The sequence below is a fragment of the Williamsia deligens genome (assembly GCF_024171765.1).
Taxonomy (GTDB): domain Bacteria; phylum Actinomycetota; class Actinomycetes; order Mycobacteriales; family Mycobacteriaceae; genus Williamsia_A; species Williamsia_A deligens.
This window is the reverse complement of the sequence record NZ_JAMTCI010000002.1, coordinates 450,800-467,637: the sequence shown is the minus strand read 5'-3', so window position 1 is coordinate 467,637 and position 16,838 is coordinate 450,800. Positions and strand designations below refer to the sequence as shown.

Sequence of the window (16,838 nt, the reverse complement as noted above, 5' to 3'; positions counted from 1 at the left end):
GTCGGCCTGATGCGGCACCGTCCTGCCGGAGCCGACCGGCACAGTCCTGTCCGTGGAGCAGAGCGCACGGCCACCGAGCCGACAACTGATCGGCCGCCGCGGCGAGGACGCCGCGACGGAGCATCTCCGGCAGGCGGGACTCGTCGTGCTGGACCGCAACTGGCGGTGTCGCCACGGCGAACTCGACATCATCGCGACAGACGGTCCGACGCTGGTGATCGTCGAGGTCAAGACACGCACCGGGGACGGGTTCGGCGCACCGGCCGAGGCGGTGACGACCGCCAAGTACCGACGTCTGCGGCGACTGGCGTGCCTGTGGTTGGAGGCTCAGGAGCGCGGCTGGGCGTCGATCCGGTTCGACATCGTCGCGGTCCGCCTCGACCTGCGGACCGATGCCTGCGCCGTCACCCACATCCGGGGGATCTCGTGACCGCGGGGCGTCGGGCGTGAGCGGTCTGGGGCGCGCGCGGTCGGCGGCGGTCATCGCCGTGGCGGGCTGCCTCGTCGAGATCGAGGCGTTCGTCAACCAGGGTCTCCCGGGGACGTCGCTGGTGGGCCTCGCCGACGCGTCGCTGCGGGAGGCGAAGGACAGGGTCCGTGCGGCGGTGAGCAACAGCGGCTGCAAATGGCCCGACGGCCGTGTGGTCCTGAGCCTGTCGCCGGCGACGATGCCCAAGAGCGGGTCGTCGTTCGACCTCGCCATCGCCGTCGCCGTGCTGGCGGCCGGCGAGCAGGTCCCGGGAGCCCTCCTCGACGAGTGCCTGTTCCTCGGGGAACTCGCCCTCGACGGGCGGGTACGGCCGGTCGCCGGTGTGCTGCCGTCGGTCATGGCCGCGGTGGAGGACGGCGTGCAGCGGGTTGTCGTCCCTCGCGGCAACGCCGCCGAGGCCGCCCTCGTCCCCGGGGTCGAGGTCGGCGCCGTCGACCATCTGCGTGACGTCATCGCGTGGCTGCTGGGCAACCGGGCGCTCGACTCCGTCGACCCCCACGCGCCCGCCCCGGCACCGCCGGCGACCGATGGTGTCGACATGGCCGACGTGGTCGGGCAGGACGAGGCCCGCCGCGCCCTGGAGATCGCCGCCGCCGGGGCGCACCACGTGTTCATGGCCGGGCCCCCGGGCATCGGCAAGACCATGCTCGCCCGCCGCCTGCCGGGGATCCTCCCGCCGCTGACCGAGTCCGAGGCGCTGGAGGCCACCGTCATCCACTCGGTGGCGGGCACGTTGCCGGTGGGCGGGCCGCTGCTGGTGGAGCCTCCCTTCATCGCGCCCCATCACTCCACGTCCCACACGGCGCTCGTCGGTGGCGGGACGGGGATGGCACGTCCGGGTGCCGTCTCGCGGGCGCACCGGGGTGTCCTCTTCCTCGACGAGTGCGCCGAGATGGGGGTCAAGGCGTTGGAATCGCTGCGGACACCCCTCGAGGACGGTCAGACCCGCGTGTGGCGACGGGACGGCGTCGCGGTCCTGCCGGCCCGGTTCCTGCTCGTTCTCGCGGCGAACCCGTGTCCGTGTGCACCGGCCCAGGACGTCGACTGTGTCTGCTCGTCGCAGGTCCGTCGCCGGTATCTCGGCAAGCTGTCGGGGCCGCTGATGGATCGCGTCGACATCCGGATCCGGATGGACCCGCCGGGTACCGCCGCGCTGACCGGCCACGGCGGCGAGTCCAGTGCCGTCATCCGCGCCCGGGTGATCGCCGCGCGCGGCGCCGCCCGCGAACGGTGGTCGGCCCACGGGTGGTCGACCAACGCCGAGGTGCCCGGGTCCGCCCTGCGCACCCGGTTCGGCCTCCCCTCCACCGTCACCCGTCCGATCGGGATCTACCTCCGCGACGGCCGGGTCACGGCCCGAGGGGCCGATCGCGCCCTCCGCCTGGCGTGGACCCTCTGCGATCTGCGGGGCGGGGTCACGCCGACCGAGGACGAGGTCGCGCAGGCGCTCATGTTCCGTGATCGCGAGCGGGTGTGAGCGCGTCGCCGTCCGGGGCGGACACCCGGGAGCTGCGCGCGTGGGCGTACCTGTCGCGGGTCGCGGAGCCGCCCTGCGCCCCACTGGCCCGCCTCGTCGACGACATCGGGGCGTCCGCGGCGGCGGACGCGGTCCGAACGCGCACCGTCCCCGCCGCGCACCGCGGTGTGCTGCGGCCGACCGAGGCTCGTCACGACACCGATTGCGCCGATATCGATCTGACGCTCGTCGAGAAGCTGGGCGGTCGGCTCGTCACCCCCGACGACGACGAGTGGCCGGGGTGGGCACTGCATGCCCTGGCCACCGCGGACACCGCGTCGAGGGGCGGACCGCCGCTCGCTCTGTGGGTCCGCGGTCCGGCGGACCTCGCGGACGTCAGCGGCCGCGCTGTCGCGGTCGTGGGGTCGCGTGCGGCCACGTCGTACGGGACCAGGATGGCGGCGACCGTGGCCGGGGGACTGGTCGACCACGGTCGGACGGTCGTGTCCGGGGGTGCCTTCGGGATCGACGGTGCCGCGCATCGCCGTGCCCTGGCCGGCGGCGGATGCACCGTCGCGGTACTGGCCTGCGGTGTCGACGTCGACTATCCGGCAGGCCACTCCGCGCTGCTGGCCGAGATCGCCCGGACCGGCGCCGTCGTCAGCGAGTACGCGCCGGGGACGACAGCCGCCCGGCATCGCTTCCTGGCCCGCAACCGTCTGGTCGTCGCGCTGTCCTGCGCGGTCGTCGTGGTCGAGGCCGGCCGGCGCAGCGGGGCCAAGAACACCGCGGCATGGGCCCGTGTCACGGGTCGGCCGCTCGGGGCGGTCCCGGGTCCGGCGACCTCGGCGATGTCGGTGGGGTGCCACGGTCTCATCGCCGACGGCTACGCCCAACTGGTCGACGGCGTCGATGCGGTCGAGAGGCTCGCGGAACCGGACGGGGGTGGCGACGTCGGCGGAGAACGGTCGACGACCGATGCCTTGGACCCCGTCGTCGCCCGCGTCCGGGAGGCGATCCCGGCCGCGGGATCGGTCACGGTCGCCGAGATCGCCGTGTCCGCCGGTGTGGACGTCGCCGAGACGCGCAGTGCTCTCGCCCGGCTCGACATGCTGGGACTGGTCGCGGCACAGGGCTCCGGGTGGTCGCTGGCGCGGTCTCGCCGGGTCGGGAGAGGTGGCGCCGGTGGGGATGACCGCGGATCCGCGCAGCGTCTGTTCTGACAGGGCGGTCCATGCCGGGTATGGGTAGATCTGGTTAGGCTTGCCTAATTCGGGTGTAGGCTGCGTGGCATGGGCAAGCGACTGAACACCATGGAGGTCCGCCGGACCGAGTGGATCACCCCGCACATGGTGCGGGTGCACCTCGGCGGACCCGGCTTCGCCGACTTCGCGGCGACCGGCGACACCGACGCCTACATCAAGATCATCTTCGGGGCACCGGGCGTCACCTACCCCGAACCGTTCGACCTCGACCGCATCCGGGCCGAGTTCGCCCCGCACGAGCAGCCGGTGCTGCGGACGTACACCGTCCGCTCGGTCGACGAGGCATCCGGGGAGATCGCGGTCGACTTCGTCGTCCACGGCGACGCCGGCGTCGCCGGACCGTGGGCGGCATCCGCCGTCCCGGGCGAGACGGTGCGGTTCCTCGGACCGGGCAGCGGGTACCGACCCGACCCCGACGCGCCCTGGCACCTGCTCGCCGCGGACGAGGCCGGTCTCCCCGCCCTGGCCGCCGCCCTGGCCGCGCTGCCCCCGACCGCCACCGCACAGGCCTTCATCGAGGTGGCCGGACCCGAGGACGAGATCGCACTCGAGACCGCCGCGGACGCGTCGATCACCTGGGTGCACCGCGGCGTCGGCTCCGACGTCGCCGACGACTCCGTGGCAGGCGATCGGGCACCGATCATCGAGGCCGTCCGTACCGCGCCCTGGCTCGACGGCGAACCGCAGGTCTTCATCCACGGTGAGGCGCAGGCGGTCATGCACCACCTCCGTCCCTACATCCGCAAGGAGCGGGGTGTGAGCGCGCGCCGGGCGTCTATCTCCGGGTACTGGCGACGCGGCCGGACCGAGGAGGGCTTCCGGCAGTGGAAGGCCGAGCTGCGCCGGGCCGAGGAGCCTGTCCCCACCGCCTGACACGAGCGCGCATCACTGCGATCACGATCCGCGCGTCGGCTTGCCGCCGCGCCGTCGACGACGTGGGGTGAACAGATGCATCCGCAGAACGCGTCGCCGGTCGACGGCGAGTCCGTGGACGGCACCGGTCACGTCGCCGCGTTCGAGTCCTTCCTGCGTCACGAGCGGGGAAGCAGCGCCCACACGGTCCGGGCCTACTGCGCAGACGTGCGGTCGCTCATCGCCTTCGCCGGGTCGCGCGCTGTCGCCGTCGCGGACATCGACCTCGACGTCCTGCGGGCATGGTTGGCGCAGTCCGCCCGCCGCGGATCCGCGCGGACGACGATCGCCCGTCACGTGTCGTCGGCGAAGACGTTCTGCGCCTGGGCCGTTCGCGAGGGCCTGCTGGCCGCCGATCCGTCGTTGCGGTTGACCGCCCCGCGCGCCCACCGGACGCTGCCGGCTGTGTTGTCGGCCGATCAGGCGAGATCGGTGGCCGCATCTGCGACCGCCGACCCGGACGGGGACCCCGTCCGGCTGCGCGACGCCCTCGTCGTCGAGATGCTCTACGCGACCGGGATCCGGGTCGGCGAGTTGTGCGGACTCGACCTCGGCGACGTCGACGACGACCGGCGGGTCCTGCGCGTGGTCGGCAAGGGCGACAAGGAACGGCGGGTGCCCTTCGGCGTACCGGCCGCGCGGGCCCTCGACCTGTGGCGGACGCGGGGCCGGCCCGCACTGGCCACCGAGCGATCCGGCGATGCGCTGCTCCTCGGCACACGCGGGGGTCGGCTCGACCAACGCGCCGCGCGTCGCACTGTGCACGAGGCGGTGTCGTCGGTCGACGGTGCGCCGGACATCGGTCCGCACGGCCTCCGCCATTCCGCGGCGACGCACCTGCTGGAGGGCGGCGCCGACCTGCGGGTGGTCCAGGAACTCCTCGGCCACTCCTCGCTCGGGACCACACAGCTCTACACCCATGTCGGCGTGGAACGTCTGCGCGCCGTGCACCGACAGGCACATCCCCGCGCCTGAGGGTCACCTGTCGCGCAGGGGGAGCAGCCGGACCCGCACGGCGCCGACGAGCGCACGGGGATCGAGATAGACCGCGCTGGAACCGGTCCCGCGGCGCGCACCCCAGTGCAGACATGTCGACGCGCACGCCGGGTGACCGGGCATCAGGGTCCCGAGCGGATCCCCGCGTGCGACGACGTCCCCGACCCTCACCGAGGGCTCCACGGGCTCGTACGTGGTGAGGATGCCGTCGGCGTGGAGAACCGAGACGACCTGTTTGCCGCCGACGGATCCCGCGAAGTGGACCGTGCCCGCCCCGGCGGACACCACGATCGGGGAGCCCACGACATCGACACCGCGGTGTCCGGCGAGCCATCGCTGGGCGGGCGGGTCGAAGACGCGGACCACCGACGGTCTCGGGTCCATCGGCCAGCCGTAGCCACCGGGGATCGCCGCATCCGCCGGGGACCCCGCCCCACCCGAGACCAGCGCGACGACGCAGAGGACCTGCGCGACCGGCCGTCGCAGTGCGGCGCCCCGAGTTGTCTCCACCCTCATCGGACGCAGGGGCAGCACCCACGGTTCCGTCCGGAGCCCACGGCGGGTCGACGGATTTCGTGGTGACGGAGCCGGGTGTCTAGACTGGTCGACGCACTCCACCTGGCGGTGGGGTGACTTCGCACGCCTGGACACGGTGAGCACCCCGAGAGGGGCTCGGTCATCGCACACACCCCGGTCAGGCGGTCCCGGAACTCACTGGAGCGCCGGGTTCTGACCGGAGCAGGCGTCAGGGTCGGTCGCACCCCGCGGCCGACGTCGAACTGCACACGAGAGAAGACAACGACATGGCTGTCGTCACCATGAAGCAGCTGCTGGACAGCGGCGCCCACTTCGGCCACCAGACACGACGGTGGAACCCGAAGATGAAGCGGTTCATCTTCACCGACCGCAACGGCATCTACATCATCGATCTGCAGCAGACGCTGACCTACATCGATCGCGCCTACGAGTTCGTCAAGGAGACCGTCGCCCACGGCGGCACCATCCTGTTCGTCGGCACCAAGAAGCAGGCCCAGGAGTCCATCGCCGGAGAGGCGACCCGCGTCGGCATGCCCTACGTCAACCAGCGCTGGCTGGGCGGCATGCTCACCAACTTCTCGACGGTCCACAAGCGCCTCCAGCGCCTGAAGGAGCTCGAGACCATGGAGCAGACCGGTGGCTTCGAGGGTCGCACCAAGAAGGAAATCCTCATGCTGACGCGTGAGATGACCAAGCTCGACCGGACCCTCGGTGGTATCCGCGACATGGGCAGGGTGCCGTCCGCGATCTGGGTCGTGGACACCAACAAGGAGCACATCGCCGTCGGCGAGGCGCGCAAGCTGAACATCCCGGTCATCGCGATCCTCGACACCAACTGCGATCCCGACCTCGTCGACTACCCGATCCCGGGCAACGACGACGCGATCCGCAGCGCGGCGCTGCTGACCCGCGTGGTCGCCTCCGCCGTCGCCGAGGGTGTCCAGGCACGCGCCGGCCAGTCGGCCGACGCCGACGCGAAGCCCGAGGCCGGTGCCGGCGAACCGCTGGCCGAGTGGGAGCAGGAGTTGCTGACCCAGGCGTCCGCACCGACCGACGCCCCCGCGGCCGAGGCGACCGCGGCCCCCGCCACGGAGGCGACAGCGGCTCCCGCCGCCACCGAGGCGCCGACCGCGCAGGCCTGACAGCTCGACACACCACCCACGGGTGCCCGCCCCATCGGAGATCTCCGGTGGGGCGGTCCCCGTCACACGAGAAGGAGGCTCGCCACTCATGGCGAACTACACCGCCGCCGACGTCAAGCGGCTCCGTGAGCTGACCGGCTCGGGGATGATGGACTGCAAGAACGCCCTGGCCAACAACGACGGCGACTTCGACAAGGCGGTCGAGGAGCTGCGCATCAAGGGCGCGAAGGACGTCGGCAAGCGCGCCGAGCGGTCCACCGCCGAAGGCCTCGTCGCCGCACGCGACGGCGTGATGGTCGAGATCAACAGCGAGACCGACTTCGTCGCGAAGAACGCCGAGTTCCAGGAACTCGCGGACAAGATCGTCGACGCCGCGGTGGCGTCGAAGGCCTCTGACCTCGACGAGTTGTCCGCAGCCGAGCTCGACGGTCAGACCGTCGCCGACGCCGTGGCCGCACTCTCGGCGAAGATCGGCGAGAAGCTCGAACTGCGTCGCGTCGTCCGCTACGAGGGCTCGGTCGCGAGCTACCTGCACAAGCGCGCGTCGGATCTGCCCCCCGCCGTGGGCGTGCTCGTCGAGTACACCGGCGACGGTCCCGACGCCGCGGAGGCCGCACGCGGCGCCGCGATGCAGGTCGCCGCGCTCAAGGCCCGCTACGCCACCCGCGAGGAGGTGCCCGCCGACATCGTCGAGAACGAGCGGCGCATCGCCGAGCAGACCGCGCGCGAGGAGGGCAAGCCCGAGCAGGCCCTGGCCAAGATCACCGAGGGTCGCGTCAACGGCTTCTACAAGGACGTCGTCCTCACCGACCAGCCGTCGGTGCAGGACTCGAAGAAGACGGTGAAGGCTCTGCTCGACGAGGCCGGTGTCACCATCACCCGCTTCTCGCGTTTCGAGGTCGGTCAGGCCTGAGTCGGCCGAGTCCAGCGACGAACCCCGGAAGCCCCGTGCTCCGGGGTTCGTCCGCGTCTGGGGCATGACGGGGTGAGTGCACCGCATAGGATTGTCCGCGGACCGCGGCGCGACGCCCGGACCGACCACCACCGCGAAGGAGCACGAGTGAGCGACGGTTCTGCGGGAACGACCGGACCGGCCGGCGCGCCGGCCCGACCGGGCTTCTCCCGGGTGGTGCTGAAGCTGGGTGGCGAGATGTTCGGCGGCGGCAAGGTCGGACTCGATCCCGACGTCGTCTCGACGGTCGCGGCGCAGATCGCCGAGGTCGTCCGCACCGGGGTGCAGGTCGCCGTCGTCATCGGCGGCGGCAACTTCTTCCGCGGCGCGGAGCTGCAGCAGCGCGGCCTGGAGCGGTCCCGCTCGGACTACATGGGGATGCTCGGCACGGTGATGAACTGCCTTGCGCTGCAGGACTTCCTGGAGAAGCAGGGCATCGTCACCCGCGTGCAGACGGCCATCACGATGGGTCAGGTCGCCGAACCGTACATCCCGTTGCGGGCGCAGCGGCACCTCGAGAAGGGCCGTGTGGTCATCTTCGGTGCGGGGATGGGGATGCCCTACTTCTCCACCGACACGACCGCCGCCCAGCGGGCGTTGGAGATCAAGGCCGAGGTGGTGCTGATGGCGAAGGCGGTCGACGGGGTCTACAGCGCCGACCCCCGGACCGACCCCGACGCCACCCTCTACCGCGAGATCAGTCACCGCGAGGTGTTGGAGAAGGGCCTCGCGGTGGCGGACTCGACGGCCTTCAGCCTCTGCATGGACAACAAGATGCCGATCCTCGTCTTCAACCTGCTGCAGGAGGGCAACATCGCCCGCGCGGTCGCGGGTGAGAAGATCGGGACACTGGTCATCTGATCGTCACCCCGCCGCCGTCCACCGGCCGGCGACGACAGATCAGCGACGACGACGAAGGGCGAGAACATGATCGACGAGACACTCTTCGACGCCGAGGAGAAGATGGAGAAGGCCGTGGGCGTCGCCCGCGACGACATGGGGTCGGTGCGCACCGGTCGCGCGAACCCGTCGATGTTCAACCGCATCGTCATCGACTACTACGGCGCGACCACCCCGATCACGCAGCTGTCCTCCATCTCCACCCCGGAGGCGCGGCTCGTGGTCATCAAGCCCTACGAGGCGTCGTCGCTGAACGCCATCGAGACCGCCATCCGCAACTCCGATCTCGGCGTGAACCCCACCAACGACGGGTCGATAATCCGTGTCGCCGTGCCGCAGCTGACCGAGGAACGTCGCCGCGAACTGGTCAAGCAGGTGAAGTCCAAGGGTGAGGACGCGAAGATCTCCATCCGCAACGTGCGCCGCAAGGCCGTCGACGAGCTCAAGCGCATCCAGAAGGACGGCGAGGCCGGCGAGGACGAGGTGAACCGCGCGGAGAAGGACCTCGACAAGACCACCGCCGGGTACGTCACCCAGGTCGACGAGCTGGTGAAGAACAAGGAAAGCGAGCTGCTGGAGGTGTGAGTACCGACAGCGAGGGCGCTCGGGTGACCGAGGAGACGCAGGAAACCGCGGCGCAGAAGACGTCCCGCGCGGGTCGTGACCTGCCGGCGGCGATCGCGGTCGGTGGGTCGCTCGGCGTCGGCGTCATCCTCGTCCTGGTGTTCGTCCCCCTCGTCTGGATCCCGGTCGTCGCCGTGTCGATCGCGGTCGCCACCTGGGAGGTCGTGAAACGCGTCCGGGACGGTGGCTACGCCGTCGGCGTGGCGCCGCTCATGCTCGGTGGGCAGGCGATCATGTGGTCGGCGTGGCCGTGGGGACCCACCGGGGCATTGGTCGCCTTCGCGGCGACTGTGCTGGTGGCGATGGTGTGGAAGCTGCTGAGCAGCGGACGGACCACGGCCCCGGTCAACTACCTCCGCGATCTCGCGGTCACCGTGTTCGTGCTCGCCTGGCTGCCGCTGTTCGCGGCGTTCGCCATCATCATGGTCACCCAGGATCACGGCTGGGCGCGTGTGCTCACCCTCATGATCGTCGTCGTGTGCTCCGACGTCGGCGGCTACACCGCCGGTGTGCTGTTCGGTCGGCACCCGATGGTGCCGGCGATCAGTCCGAAGAAGTCCTGGGAGGGGATGGGCGGGTCGCTGGTGTTCGGCACCGTCGGCTCGGTGCTCCTGGTGACGTTCCTGCTCGACGCGCACTGGTGGATCGGCCTGGCCCTCGGCCCGGTGCTGGTGATCTGCGCGACCCTCGGCGACCTCGTCGAGTCGCAGGTCAAGCGCGACCTCGGTATCAAGGACATGGGCACGCTGCTGCCCGGCCACGGCGGAATCATGGACCGTCTCGACTCGATCCTGCCCAGCGCGTTCGTGGTCTGGGCGATCCTCGGCGCCCTGCTGTGACGCGCCCGCCGCGCCCGGGCACCGGGCGCGGCGGAACGGGTCAGGCCTTGCGGACCGCCCGACGCACCTGGAACATCCGCGCGCCGCCCACGACGGCGGTGATGAGGGCGCCGGCGATGGCGGCGATCAGCAGGCTCACACCCTGCGGCAGGTTCACCTGCCAGAAGAAGAGCTGGATCTCCTGCTTGTCCAGGTTCTGCAGGATGAAGACCAGGAGCAGGATCAGCACGATCGCCCCGACGATGATGCCGACCCACGCCGACTTGGTCCGGGTGTGGCGGACCTCGGCGAGTGCCTGCTTGACCGAGTCGGGCTGGTCGCCGTGGGGGGCGGGCGGACCGTCGTCCCGGGTCGGGTCGGGGTCCGATGCGGCGGAGGACTGGGGGTTCGTCATGGCAGTCATCATCCACCGTCGCCCCACGCCGCGCGACGACTCGCGTGGGGATGGTGACCGATCGTGACCAGGCATCCGCCGCGGTGACGATTGGATTTCTGCGCGCAGGTGGGGGACCGTTTCGGGTATGGCAGGCCCCGCACTTCCCCTCGTGTTCGACGCACCCCGACGGGGTCGTCCGCCGACCCACCTCGCCGACCTCGACCAGGCCGGGCGACGGGAGGCGGTCGCCGCCCTGGGTCTGCCGACGTTCCGTGCCGATCAGCTCGCTCGCCAGTACTACAGCCGACTGTGCGCCGATCCCGAGGAGATGACCGATCTGCCTGCGGGGATGCGGGCGGCGGTCGCGCAGGCGTTGTTCCCGACCTTGATGACCCCGGTGCGGCACATCGCGTGCGACGACGGGACCACGCGCAAGACGTTGTGGCGTCTGCACGACGGCACCATGCTTGAGTCGGTGCTGATGGGGTACTCCGGCCGCACGACGGTGTGCGTGTCGAGTCAGGCGGGCTGCGGGATGGCCTGCCCGTTCTGTGCGACCGGCCAGGGCGGGTTGGACCGCAACCTGTCCACCGCCGAGATCGTCGACCAGGTCCGCGCGGCGGCGCGTGCCGTCGCCGACGGGGAGCTGACCGGCGCCCGACGCCTGTCGAACGTGGTGTTCATGGGCATGGGCGAGCCTCTCGCCAACTACACGCGGGTGCGCGACGCCGTGCACCGCATCACGGCACCGGCACCCGAGGGACTCGGGATCTCGCAGCGGTCGGTGACCGTGTCGACGGTCGGCCTCGCCCCGGCGATCCGGCGTCTCGCCGACGAGAAGATGCAGGTGCGGCTGGCCGTGTCCCTGCACACGCCCGACGACGAACTCCGCGACACCCTCGTCCCGGTGAACAACCGCTGGTCGGTCGAGGAGGTGCTGGAATCGGCCCGGTACTACGCCGACGTGTCCGGCCGGCGGGTGTCGATCGAGTACGCCCTGATCCGTGACGTGAACGATCAGCCGTGGCGGGCGGATCTGCTGGCCCGTCGCCTGCGCAAGCACCTCGGACATCTGGTGCACGTCAACGTCATCCCGCTGAACCCGACACCGGGCAGCGAGTGGGACGCCGCGCCCAAGGACGTCGAGCGGGAGTTCGTCCGCCGGGTCAACGAGGGCGGTGTGGTGTGCACCGTGCGGGACACCCGTGGTCAGGAGATCGCTGCCGCGTGCGGGCAGCTCGCCGCAGAAGGGTGAGACCCAGAAGACTCTGGGTCAGTTCTTCCACTTGCCGCGCGAGAGCACGAGGTCGCGGAGCAGGACGAACCACAGCACGGCGGTGACGCCGATGAGGTACAGGTCCTCGACGTGACCCTTGTGGTTGCCGATGATCATCGCCAGCAGCGCCAGACCGGAGATCCAGCCCGCGATGCGCATCGCGGTCTTCGACTCACCGTGCCACCCGAACCTCGCCGACGGCGCGTCCGTGGGCTCGCGACGCCAACCGGTGTCGACGACCTGCACCTCGTGCGAGTGGTCGTCGGTCTGGGCGATCTCGGTGTCGGCCACGGTTCCTCCTGGATCTCCCGCACCGGCCACGCGGCGCGGCGCCGTCAACGATGGCGTGTAGTAGCCACAGCATATCGGGGGGCACAATGACCGTCGTGCCATCACCCCCGCGCCCGCCGGGCTCCCCGTCGACCACCCCGTCGACCACGCCGTCGGACGGGCGCCGCATCCGGGTCACGATCCTCGGCTCGACGGGGTCGATCGGGGTGCAGGCCCTCGAGGTCGTCGCCGAGCACCCCGAGCGGTTCGAGGTCGTCGCGCTGGCCGCCGGCGGGTCGAACCCGCAGCTCGTCGCCGAGCAGATGGCGGCGACGGGGGTGGCCTCGGACAGGGTGGCGATCGCCGACCCGTCCGCCGCCCGCCGTCTCGACGCACTCCTCGACGGCGGTCCACTCGCCCGCGGGCCGGTCCGCAGCGGCGCGAACGCCCTCGTCGACCTCGTCGGCGACGTCCCCGCCGATGTCGTCCTCAACGGGGTCGTGGGCTCGCTCGGCCTCCGTCCCACCCTGGCCGCCCTGGCCTCCGGTGCTCAGCTGGCCCTGGCCAACAAGGAATCACTCGTCGCCGGGGGATCGCTGGTCCTGGCCGCCGCCGCGCCCGGTCAGATCGTCCCGGTGGACTCCGAGCACTCCGCGATCGCGCAGTGCCTGCGGTCGGGGACGGCCGCCGAGGTGGAGCGGCTCGTCGTGACCGCGTCCGGCGGGCCCTTCCGCGGGTGGACGGCCGAGCAGGTCGCCGACGTCACCCCCGAGCAGGCCGGCAAGCACCCCACCTGGTCGATGGGTCCGATGATCACCCTGAACTCGGCGACGCTGGTGAACAAGGCGCTCGAGGTGGTCGAGGCGCACCTGCTGTTCGATGTCCCGTACGACCGCATCGACGTCACCGTGCACCCGCAGTCGATCGTGCACTCGATGGTCACCTTCGTCGACGGCGCCACCATCGCCAAGGCCTCACCGCCGTCGATGAAACTGCCCATCGCGCTGGCCCTGGGCTGGCCCGACCGGGTCCCGGGCGCGTCGAGCGCCTGCGACTTCACCACCGCGTCGCAGTGGACGTTCGAGCCCGTCGACGCCGAGGTGTTCCCCGCGATCGACCTCGCCCGTGCGGCCGGGACGCGGGGTGGCTCGCTGACCTGCGTGTTCAACGCGGCGAACGAGATCTCTGCGCAGGCCTTCCTCGACGGCGCCATCACGTTCCCGCGCATCGTCGGGATCGTGTCCGACGTCCTCGAGCGAGCCGACGAGTGGTCGCGGGAACCGGGTACCGTGGACGACGTCCTCGCAGCCGACGCATGGGCGCGGCGCAGCGCGGAGGACCTGGTGGCGGCGCAGTCGCGCTGATCCCACCCACGGCGAACTCGGGCAGGAGGACACGGGCAGGTGGGCTTCATCATCGGCGTGGTCGTGTTCGCGCTCGGACTGCTGCTGTCCATCGCATGGCACGAGTGCGGCCACATGTGGGCCGCGCAGCGCACCGGCATGGTCGTCCGGCGGTACTTCGTCGGCTTCGGCCCCACCCTGTGGTCGACGCGGCGCGGGGACACCGAGTACGGCATCAAGGCGATCCCGCTGGGTGGTTTCTGCGACATCGCCGGGATGACCACCTACGACGAGGTCGCACCCGAACACGCCGACCGCGCCATGTTCCGGCAGAAGGCGTGGAAGCGGCTGGTCGTGTTGCTCGCCGGACCGGCCCAGAACTTCATCCTGGGGTTCGTCCTCATCGTCATCCTCGCCATCGGGTGGGGGTTGCCGAACCTGAACGCGCCACCGCCGCCCGCGAAGGTCGCGACCACGGACTGCGTCTCGTCGACCATCGCCGGTGACGGGACCTCCTCACCGTGCACCGGGACCGGGCCCGCCGCGGCCGCGGGTCTGCTCCCCGGTGACCAGATCCTCTCGGTGAACGGCGCGAACGTCACGACCGCCGCCCAGATGACGCCACTCGTCCGGTACTCCTCGGGTCCGCTCGATCTCGCGATCCGCAGGGACGGCGTCGTCCGGCAGGTACAGATCACGCCGGACACGGTCACCTACCAGCCCGGCACGGGCACCGGTCTCGACGCACCGCTGACCGTCCGCCAGATCGGCATCTCCTACCCGCAGACCTCCCACAAGGACTTCAGCGTCGTCGGCGCCGTCCCCGGAGCGGTGGTCTTCACCGGCCAGCTCGCCCACGCCACCTGGGACTCGCTGATCGCGCTGCCGCAGAAGGTCGGGGCGCTGTGGACCGCGGTCACCGGTGGCGAACGCGCCGCCGACACCCCGGTCAGCGTGCTGGGCGCGACGGTCATCGGGGGACAGGCCGCCGAACGCGGCCTGTGGCAGACGTTCGTGCTGCTGCTGGTGAGCATCAACTTCTTCCTCGGCCTGTTCAACCTCGTGCCACTGCTCCCGCTCGACGGCGGGCACATGGCCATCGTCGGATACGAGAAGATCCGCGACACCATCCGTCGACGCCTCGGGATGAGCCGCGCCGGGCCCGTCGACTACCTCAAGCTCATGCCCGCCACCTATGCGGTGCTCGCGGTGATGGGGTCCTACATGGTCCTCACCCTGACCGCCGACATCGTCAATCCGCTCAAGCTCTTCTAGAAGGTGACCTCGATGACCTCCGGGAACACGAACGCCGAGAACTCGGCCCCGACAATCGGTCTCGGCATGCCCGCACCGCCACCGCCGGTGCTCGCCCCGCGGCGGAAGACCCGGCAGATCATGGTCGGGTCGGTCGGCGTCGGCAGCGACCACCCCATCTCGGTGCAGTCGATGACCACCACGAAGACCCACGACATCAACGCCACGCTGCAGCAGATCGCGCAGCTGACCGCGTCGGGATGCGACATCGTCCGCGTCGCGTGCCCACGTCAGGAGGACGCCGACGCCCTCGCGACGATCGCGAGGAAGAGCCAGATCCCGGTCATCGCCGACATCCACTTCCAGCCGCGGTACATCTTCGCGGCGATCGAGGCCGGCTGTGCGGCAGTGCGCGTGAACCCCGGCAACATCAAGGAGTTCGACGGCCGCGTCAAGGACGTCGCCCTCGCCGCGAAGGACGCCGGCATCCCCATCCGCATCGGCGTGAACGCCGGGTCGCTGGATCCCCGCCTGCTCGCGAAGTACGGACGGGCCACCCCCGAGGCACTCGTCGAGTCGGCGCTGTGGGAGGCGAGCCTGTTCGAGGAGCACGGCTACGGCGACATCAAGATCTCGGTCAAACACAACGACCCGGTGATCATGGTCGAGGCCTACCGGCAGCTCGCCGCCCAGAGCGACTACCCCCTGCATCTCGGTGTCACCGAGGCGGGACCGGCCTTCCAGGGCACCATCAAGTCGGCGGTCGCGTTCGGCTCGCTCCTGGCCGACGGCATCGGCGACACCATCCGCGTGTCCCTCTCGGCGCCGCCCGCCGAGGAGGTGAAGGTCGGCGACCAGATCCTGCAGTCGCTGAACCTGCGGCCCCGCAAGCTCGAGATCGTGTCCTGCCCGTCGTGCGGTCGTGCGCAGGTCGACGTGTACTCCCTCGCCGACCAGGTCTCCGCCGGGCTCGAGGGCATGGACATCCCGCTGCGGGTCGCGGTCATGGGGTGCGTCGTCAATGGCCCGGGCGAGGCCCGCGACGCCGACCTCGGTGTGGCGTCGGGCAACGGCAAGGGACAGATCTTCGTGAAGGGCGAGGTCATCAAGACCGTGCCCGAGGCGCAGATCGTCGAGACCCTGATCGAGGAAGCCCTACGCATCGCCGAGGAAACAGGGGACACTGGCGAGGGGACCACCGCCGGGTCTCCGGTCGTCAGCGTCGGATAGCCGACGCGCGACCCACCCGGTGACCCCCTTCCGCCCCGCCGACCGGCGAGACGGTCCGCACCCGGTCGGCCAGGAGAGACGGTGCTGAAGCTGGTGGGCGACAAGCCACTCGGTGCGCGTGACGCGCCCGCGGTGACGCGTGCGCTCGAGAGCGACCCCGTCGCGATGTGCATGGTGGCCGCCCGCGTCGAGGAACACGGGCTCGCGCCGAGGATGCTCGGTGGCGAACTGTGGACCGCCGGGGACCCCGCCACGTCTCTGTGCTTCTCGGGCGCCAACCTCATCCCGCTCCTCGGTGACGCCGCCGACATGGCCTCGTTCGCGGCCCGTGCGATCCGCTCGCCGCGGCACTGCTCGTCGGTCGTCGGCCGCGCCGAGTACGTCCTGCCGTTCTGGGAGCACGCCTGTCAGGAGTGGGGCCCGGCCCGCGAGATCCGGGACCGCCAGCCGCTGCTCGCCGTGTCGGGGCCACCCGCCATCGCGCCGGATCCGCGGGTCCGTCGGGTACGTCTCTCCGAGATCGACGCCTATCTCCCCGCGGCCGTCGAGATGTTCCGCGGTGAGGTCGGCGTGGACCCGTGCGCCGGTGACGGTGGCCGGTCCTATCGACGTCGGATCGCCGCCCTCATCTCGTCGGGCCGAGCGTTCGCACGATTCGAAGGCGGCGAGGTGGTGTTCAAGGCCGAGATCGGGTCGATGTCGTCGCGGGTCGGCCAGATCCAGGGTGTGTGGACCGCCGAACACAAGCGGGGGCGTGGGCTCGGTGCCGCCGGTACCGCTGCGGTGGTCGCCGCGATCGCCGCGCAGGGACGGGTGTCGAGCCTCTACGTGAACGACTTCAACGGCCCGGCGCGTCAGATCTACCGGCGGGTCGGGCTCACCGAGGTGGGCGCCTTCGCCACCGTCCTGGTGGACTGACACCCTCGTCGATCAGGGCGCTCTCACCCACTTCACAGGTCCGCGCGCTGCGTGGCAT

18 protein-coding genes are annotated in these 16,838 nt (G+C 71.1%); 15 read left to right on the top strand and 3 right to left on the bottom strand.

The annotated features are described in order from the left end of the window. The first annotated feature begins 52 nt into the window (after positions 1 to 52). From LX14_RS16465 to LX14_RS16445, 5 genes are all read left to right on the top strand, one after another. A complete protein-coding gene (locus LX14_RS16465; protein ID WP_253648407.1) occupies positions 53 to 430 on the top strand; it encodes a YraN family protein in 378 nt (125 codons plus the stop codon). Between the two features lie 16 nt (positions 431 to 446). Continuing rightward, complete coding sequence (locus tag LX14_RS16460; RefSeq protein WP_253648406.1) at positions 447 to 1,967, top strand: YifB family Mg chelatase-like AAA ATPase; 1,521 nt, start codon at positions 447 to 449, stop codon at positions 1,965 to 1,967. Then, complete coding sequence (gene dprA, locus LX14_RS16455) at positions 1,964 to 3,169, top strand: DNA-processing protein DprA (protein WP_253648405.1); 1,206 nt, start codon at positions 1,964 to 1,966, stop codon at positions 3,167 to 3,169. Before LX14_RS16460 ends, dprA begins: the two co-directional genes overlap by 4 nt. Before the next feature lie 69 nt (positions 3,170 to 3,238). After that, the gene (locus tag LX14_RS16450) at positions 3,239 to 4,084 is read left to right on the top strand and encodes a siderophore-interacting protein (protein ID WP_253648404.1); all 846 of its coding nucleotides are present in this window, start codon (positions 3,239 to 3,241) and stop codon (positions 4,082 to 4,084) included. A gap of 75 nt (positions 4,085 to 4,159) precedes the next feature. Next, on the top strand, positions 4,160 to 5,098 hold the full coding sequence (locus tag LX14_RS16445) for a tyrosine recombinase XerC (protein ID WP_253648403.1): 939 nt from the start codon (positions 4,160 to 4,162) through the stop codon (positions 5,096 to 5,098). A gap of 3 nt (positions 5,099 to 5,101) precedes the next feature. On the opposite strand, the gene LX14_RS16440 is transcribed toward LX14_RS16445, so the two are convergent. After that, entirely contained in the window at positions 5,102 to 5,635 is a 534-nt protein-coding gene (locus LX14_RS16440; protein ID WP_253648402.1) for a peptidoglycan DD-metalloendopeptidase family protein, read from the bottom strand. Positions 5,636 to 5,922: 287 nt separating this feature from the next. Between LX14_RS16440 and rpsB the strand changes: the two genes are divergently transcribed. The 5 genes from rpsB to LX14_RS16415 all read left to right on the top strand — a co-directional run bounded on the left by rpsB (position 5,923) and on the right by LX14_RS16415 (position 10,113). After that, positions 5,923 to 6,798 carry a 30S ribosomal protein S2 gene (rpsB, locus tag LX14_RS16435; protein WP_253648401.1) on the top strand — a complete coding sequence of 292 codons (876 nt, stop codon included), beginning with the start codon at positions 5,923 to 5,925 and terminating at the stop codon, positions 6,796 to 6,798. 88 nt (positions 6,799 to 6,886) lie between these two features. Beyond that, positions 6,887 to 7,711: a translation elongation factor Ts gene (gene tsf, locus LX14_RS16430; protein WP_253648400.1), complete on the top strand. Its 825-nt coding sequence runs from the start codon at positions 6,887 to 6,889 to the stop codon at positions 7,709 to 7,711. A 147-nt stretch (positions 7,712 to 7,858) separates the two neighbouring features. Beyond that, positions 7,859 to 8,611, top strand: a complete 753-nt coding sequence (gene pyrH, locus LX14_RS16425) for a UMP kinase (RefSeq protein ID WP_253648399.1) — start codon at positions 7,859 to 7,861, stop codon at positions 8,609 to 8,611. Between the two features lie 66 nt (positions 8,612 to 8,677). Continuing rightward, positions 8,678 to 9,235, top strand: a complete 558-nt coding sequence (gene frr, locus LX14_RS16420) for a ribosome recycling factor (RefSeq protein WP_253648398.1) — start codon at positions 8,678 to 8,680, stop codon at positions 9,233 to 9,235. Then, entirely contained in the window at positions 9,232 to 10,113 is an 882-nt protein-coding gene (locus LX14_RS16415) for a phosphatidate cytidylyltransferase (protein ID WP_253648397.1), read from the top strand. Before frr ends, LX14_RS16415 begins: the two co-directional genes overlap by 4 nt. Before the next feature lie 40 nt (positions 10,114 to 10,153). On the opposite strand, the gene LX14_RS16410 is transcribed toward LX14_RS16415, so the two are convergent. Further along, positions 10,154 to 10,507 (bottom strand): LapA family protein, encoded by a 354-nt coding sequence (locus LX14_RS16410; protein WP_253648396.1) that lies wholly within the window; start codon positions 10,505 to 10,507, stop codon positions 10,154 to 10,156. A gap of 127 nt (positions 10,508 to 10,634) precedes the next feature. Here LX14_RS16410 and rlmN point away from each other — a divergent pair, with 127 nt between their 5' ends. Further along, positions 10,635 to 11,744 (top strand): dual-specificity RNA methyltransferase RlmN, encoded by a 1,110-nt coding sequence (rlmN, locus tag LX14_RS16405; RefSeq protein WP_253648395.1) that lies wholly within the window; start codon positions 10,635 to 10,637, stop codon positions 11,742 to 11,744. Between the two features lie 18 nt (positions 11,745 to 11,762). On the opposite strand, the gene LX14_RS16400 is transcribed toward rlmN, so the two are convergent. Beyond that, positions 11,763 to 12,056 (bottom strand): DUF2631 domain-containing protein, encoded by a 294-nt coding sequence (locus LX14_RS16400; RefSeq protein WP_253648394.1) that lies wholly within the window; start codon positions 12,054 to 12,056, stop codon positions 11,763 to 11,765. A gap of 167 nt (positions 12,057 to 12,223) precedes the next feature. Between LX14_RS16400 and dxr the strand changes: the two genes are divergently transcribed. The 4 genes from dxr to LX14_RS16380 all read left to right on the top strand — a co-directional run bounded on the left by dxr (position 12,224) and on the right by LX14_RS16380 (position 16,780). Then, positions 12,224 to 13,399, top strand: coding sequence for a 1-deoxy-D-xylulose-5-phosphate reductoisomerase (gene dxr / locus LX14_RS16395; RefSeq protein ID WP_253648586.1), 1,176 nt, complete (start codon positions 12,224 to 12,226; stop codon positions 13,397 to 13,399). A 39-nt stretch (positions 13,400 to 13,438) separates the two neighbouring features. Beyond that, positions 13,439 to 14,653 (top strand): M50 family metallopeptidase, encoded by a 1,215-nt coding sequence (locus LX14_RS16390; protein ID WP_253648393.1) that lies wholly within the window; start codon positions 13,439 to 13,441, stop codon positions 14,651 to 14,653. A 12-nt stretch (positions 14,654 to 14,665) separates the two neighbouring features. After that, positions 14,666 to 15,862 carry a flavodoxin-dependent (E)-4-hydroxy-3-methylbut-2-enyl-diphosphate synthase gene (gene ispG, locus LX14_RS16385; protein ID WP_253648392.1) on the top strand — a complete coding sequence of 399 codons (1,197 nt, stop codon included), beginning with the start codon at positions 14,666 to 14,668 and terminating at the stop codon, positions 15,860 to 15,862. A gap of 81 nt (positions 15,863 to 15,943) precedes the next feature. Continuing rightward, complete coding sequence (locus tag LX14_RS16380) at positions 15,944 to 16,780, top strand: GNAT family N-acetyltransferase (RefSeq protein ID WP_253648391.1); 837 nt, start codon at positions 15,944 to 15,946, stop codon at positions 16,778 to 16,780. The last annotated feature ends 58 nt before the right edge of the window (positions 16,781 to 16,838 follow it).

What these genes read in the sequence shown, in the direction of transcription:
- LX14_RS16450 (WP_253648404.1), top strand. Translation starts at nt 3,239, where the DNA reads ATGGGCAAGCGACTGAACACCATGGAGGTCCGCCGGACCGAGTGGATC.
- LX14_RS16445 (WP_253648403.1), top strand. Translation starts at nt 4,160, where the DNA reads ATGCATCCGCAGAACGCGTCGCCGGTCGACGGCGAGTCCGTGGACGGC.
- LX14_RS16440 (WP_253648402.1), bottom strand. Translation starts at nt 5,635, where the DNA reads ATGAGGGTGGAGACAACTCGGGGCGCCGCACTGCGACGGCCGGTCGCG.
- rpsB (WP_253648401.1), top strand. Translation starts at nt 5,923, where the DNA reads ATGGCTGTCGTCACCATGAAGCAGCTGCTGGACAGCGGCGCCCACTTC.
- tsf (WP_253648400.1), top strand. Translation starts at nt 6,887, where the DNA reads ATGGCGAACTACACCGCCGCCGACGTCAAGCGGCTCCGTGAGCTGACC.
- frr (WP_253648398.1), top strand. Translation starts at nt 8,678, where the DNA reads ATGATCGACGAGACACTCTTCGACGCCGAGGAGAAGATGGAGAAGGCC.
- LX14_RS16410 (WP_253648396.1), bottom strand. Translation starts at nt 10,507, where the DNA reads ATGACGAACCCCCAGTCCTCCGCCGCATCGGACCCCGACCCGACCCGG.
- rlmN (WP_253648395.1), top strand. Translation starts at nt 10,635, where the DNA reads ATGGCAGGCCCCGCACTTCCCCTCGTGTTCGACGCACCCCGACGGGGT.
- ispG (WP_253648392.1), top strand. Translation starts at nt 14,666, where the DNA reads ATGACCTCCGGGAACACGAACGCCGAGAACTCGGCCCCGACAATCGGT.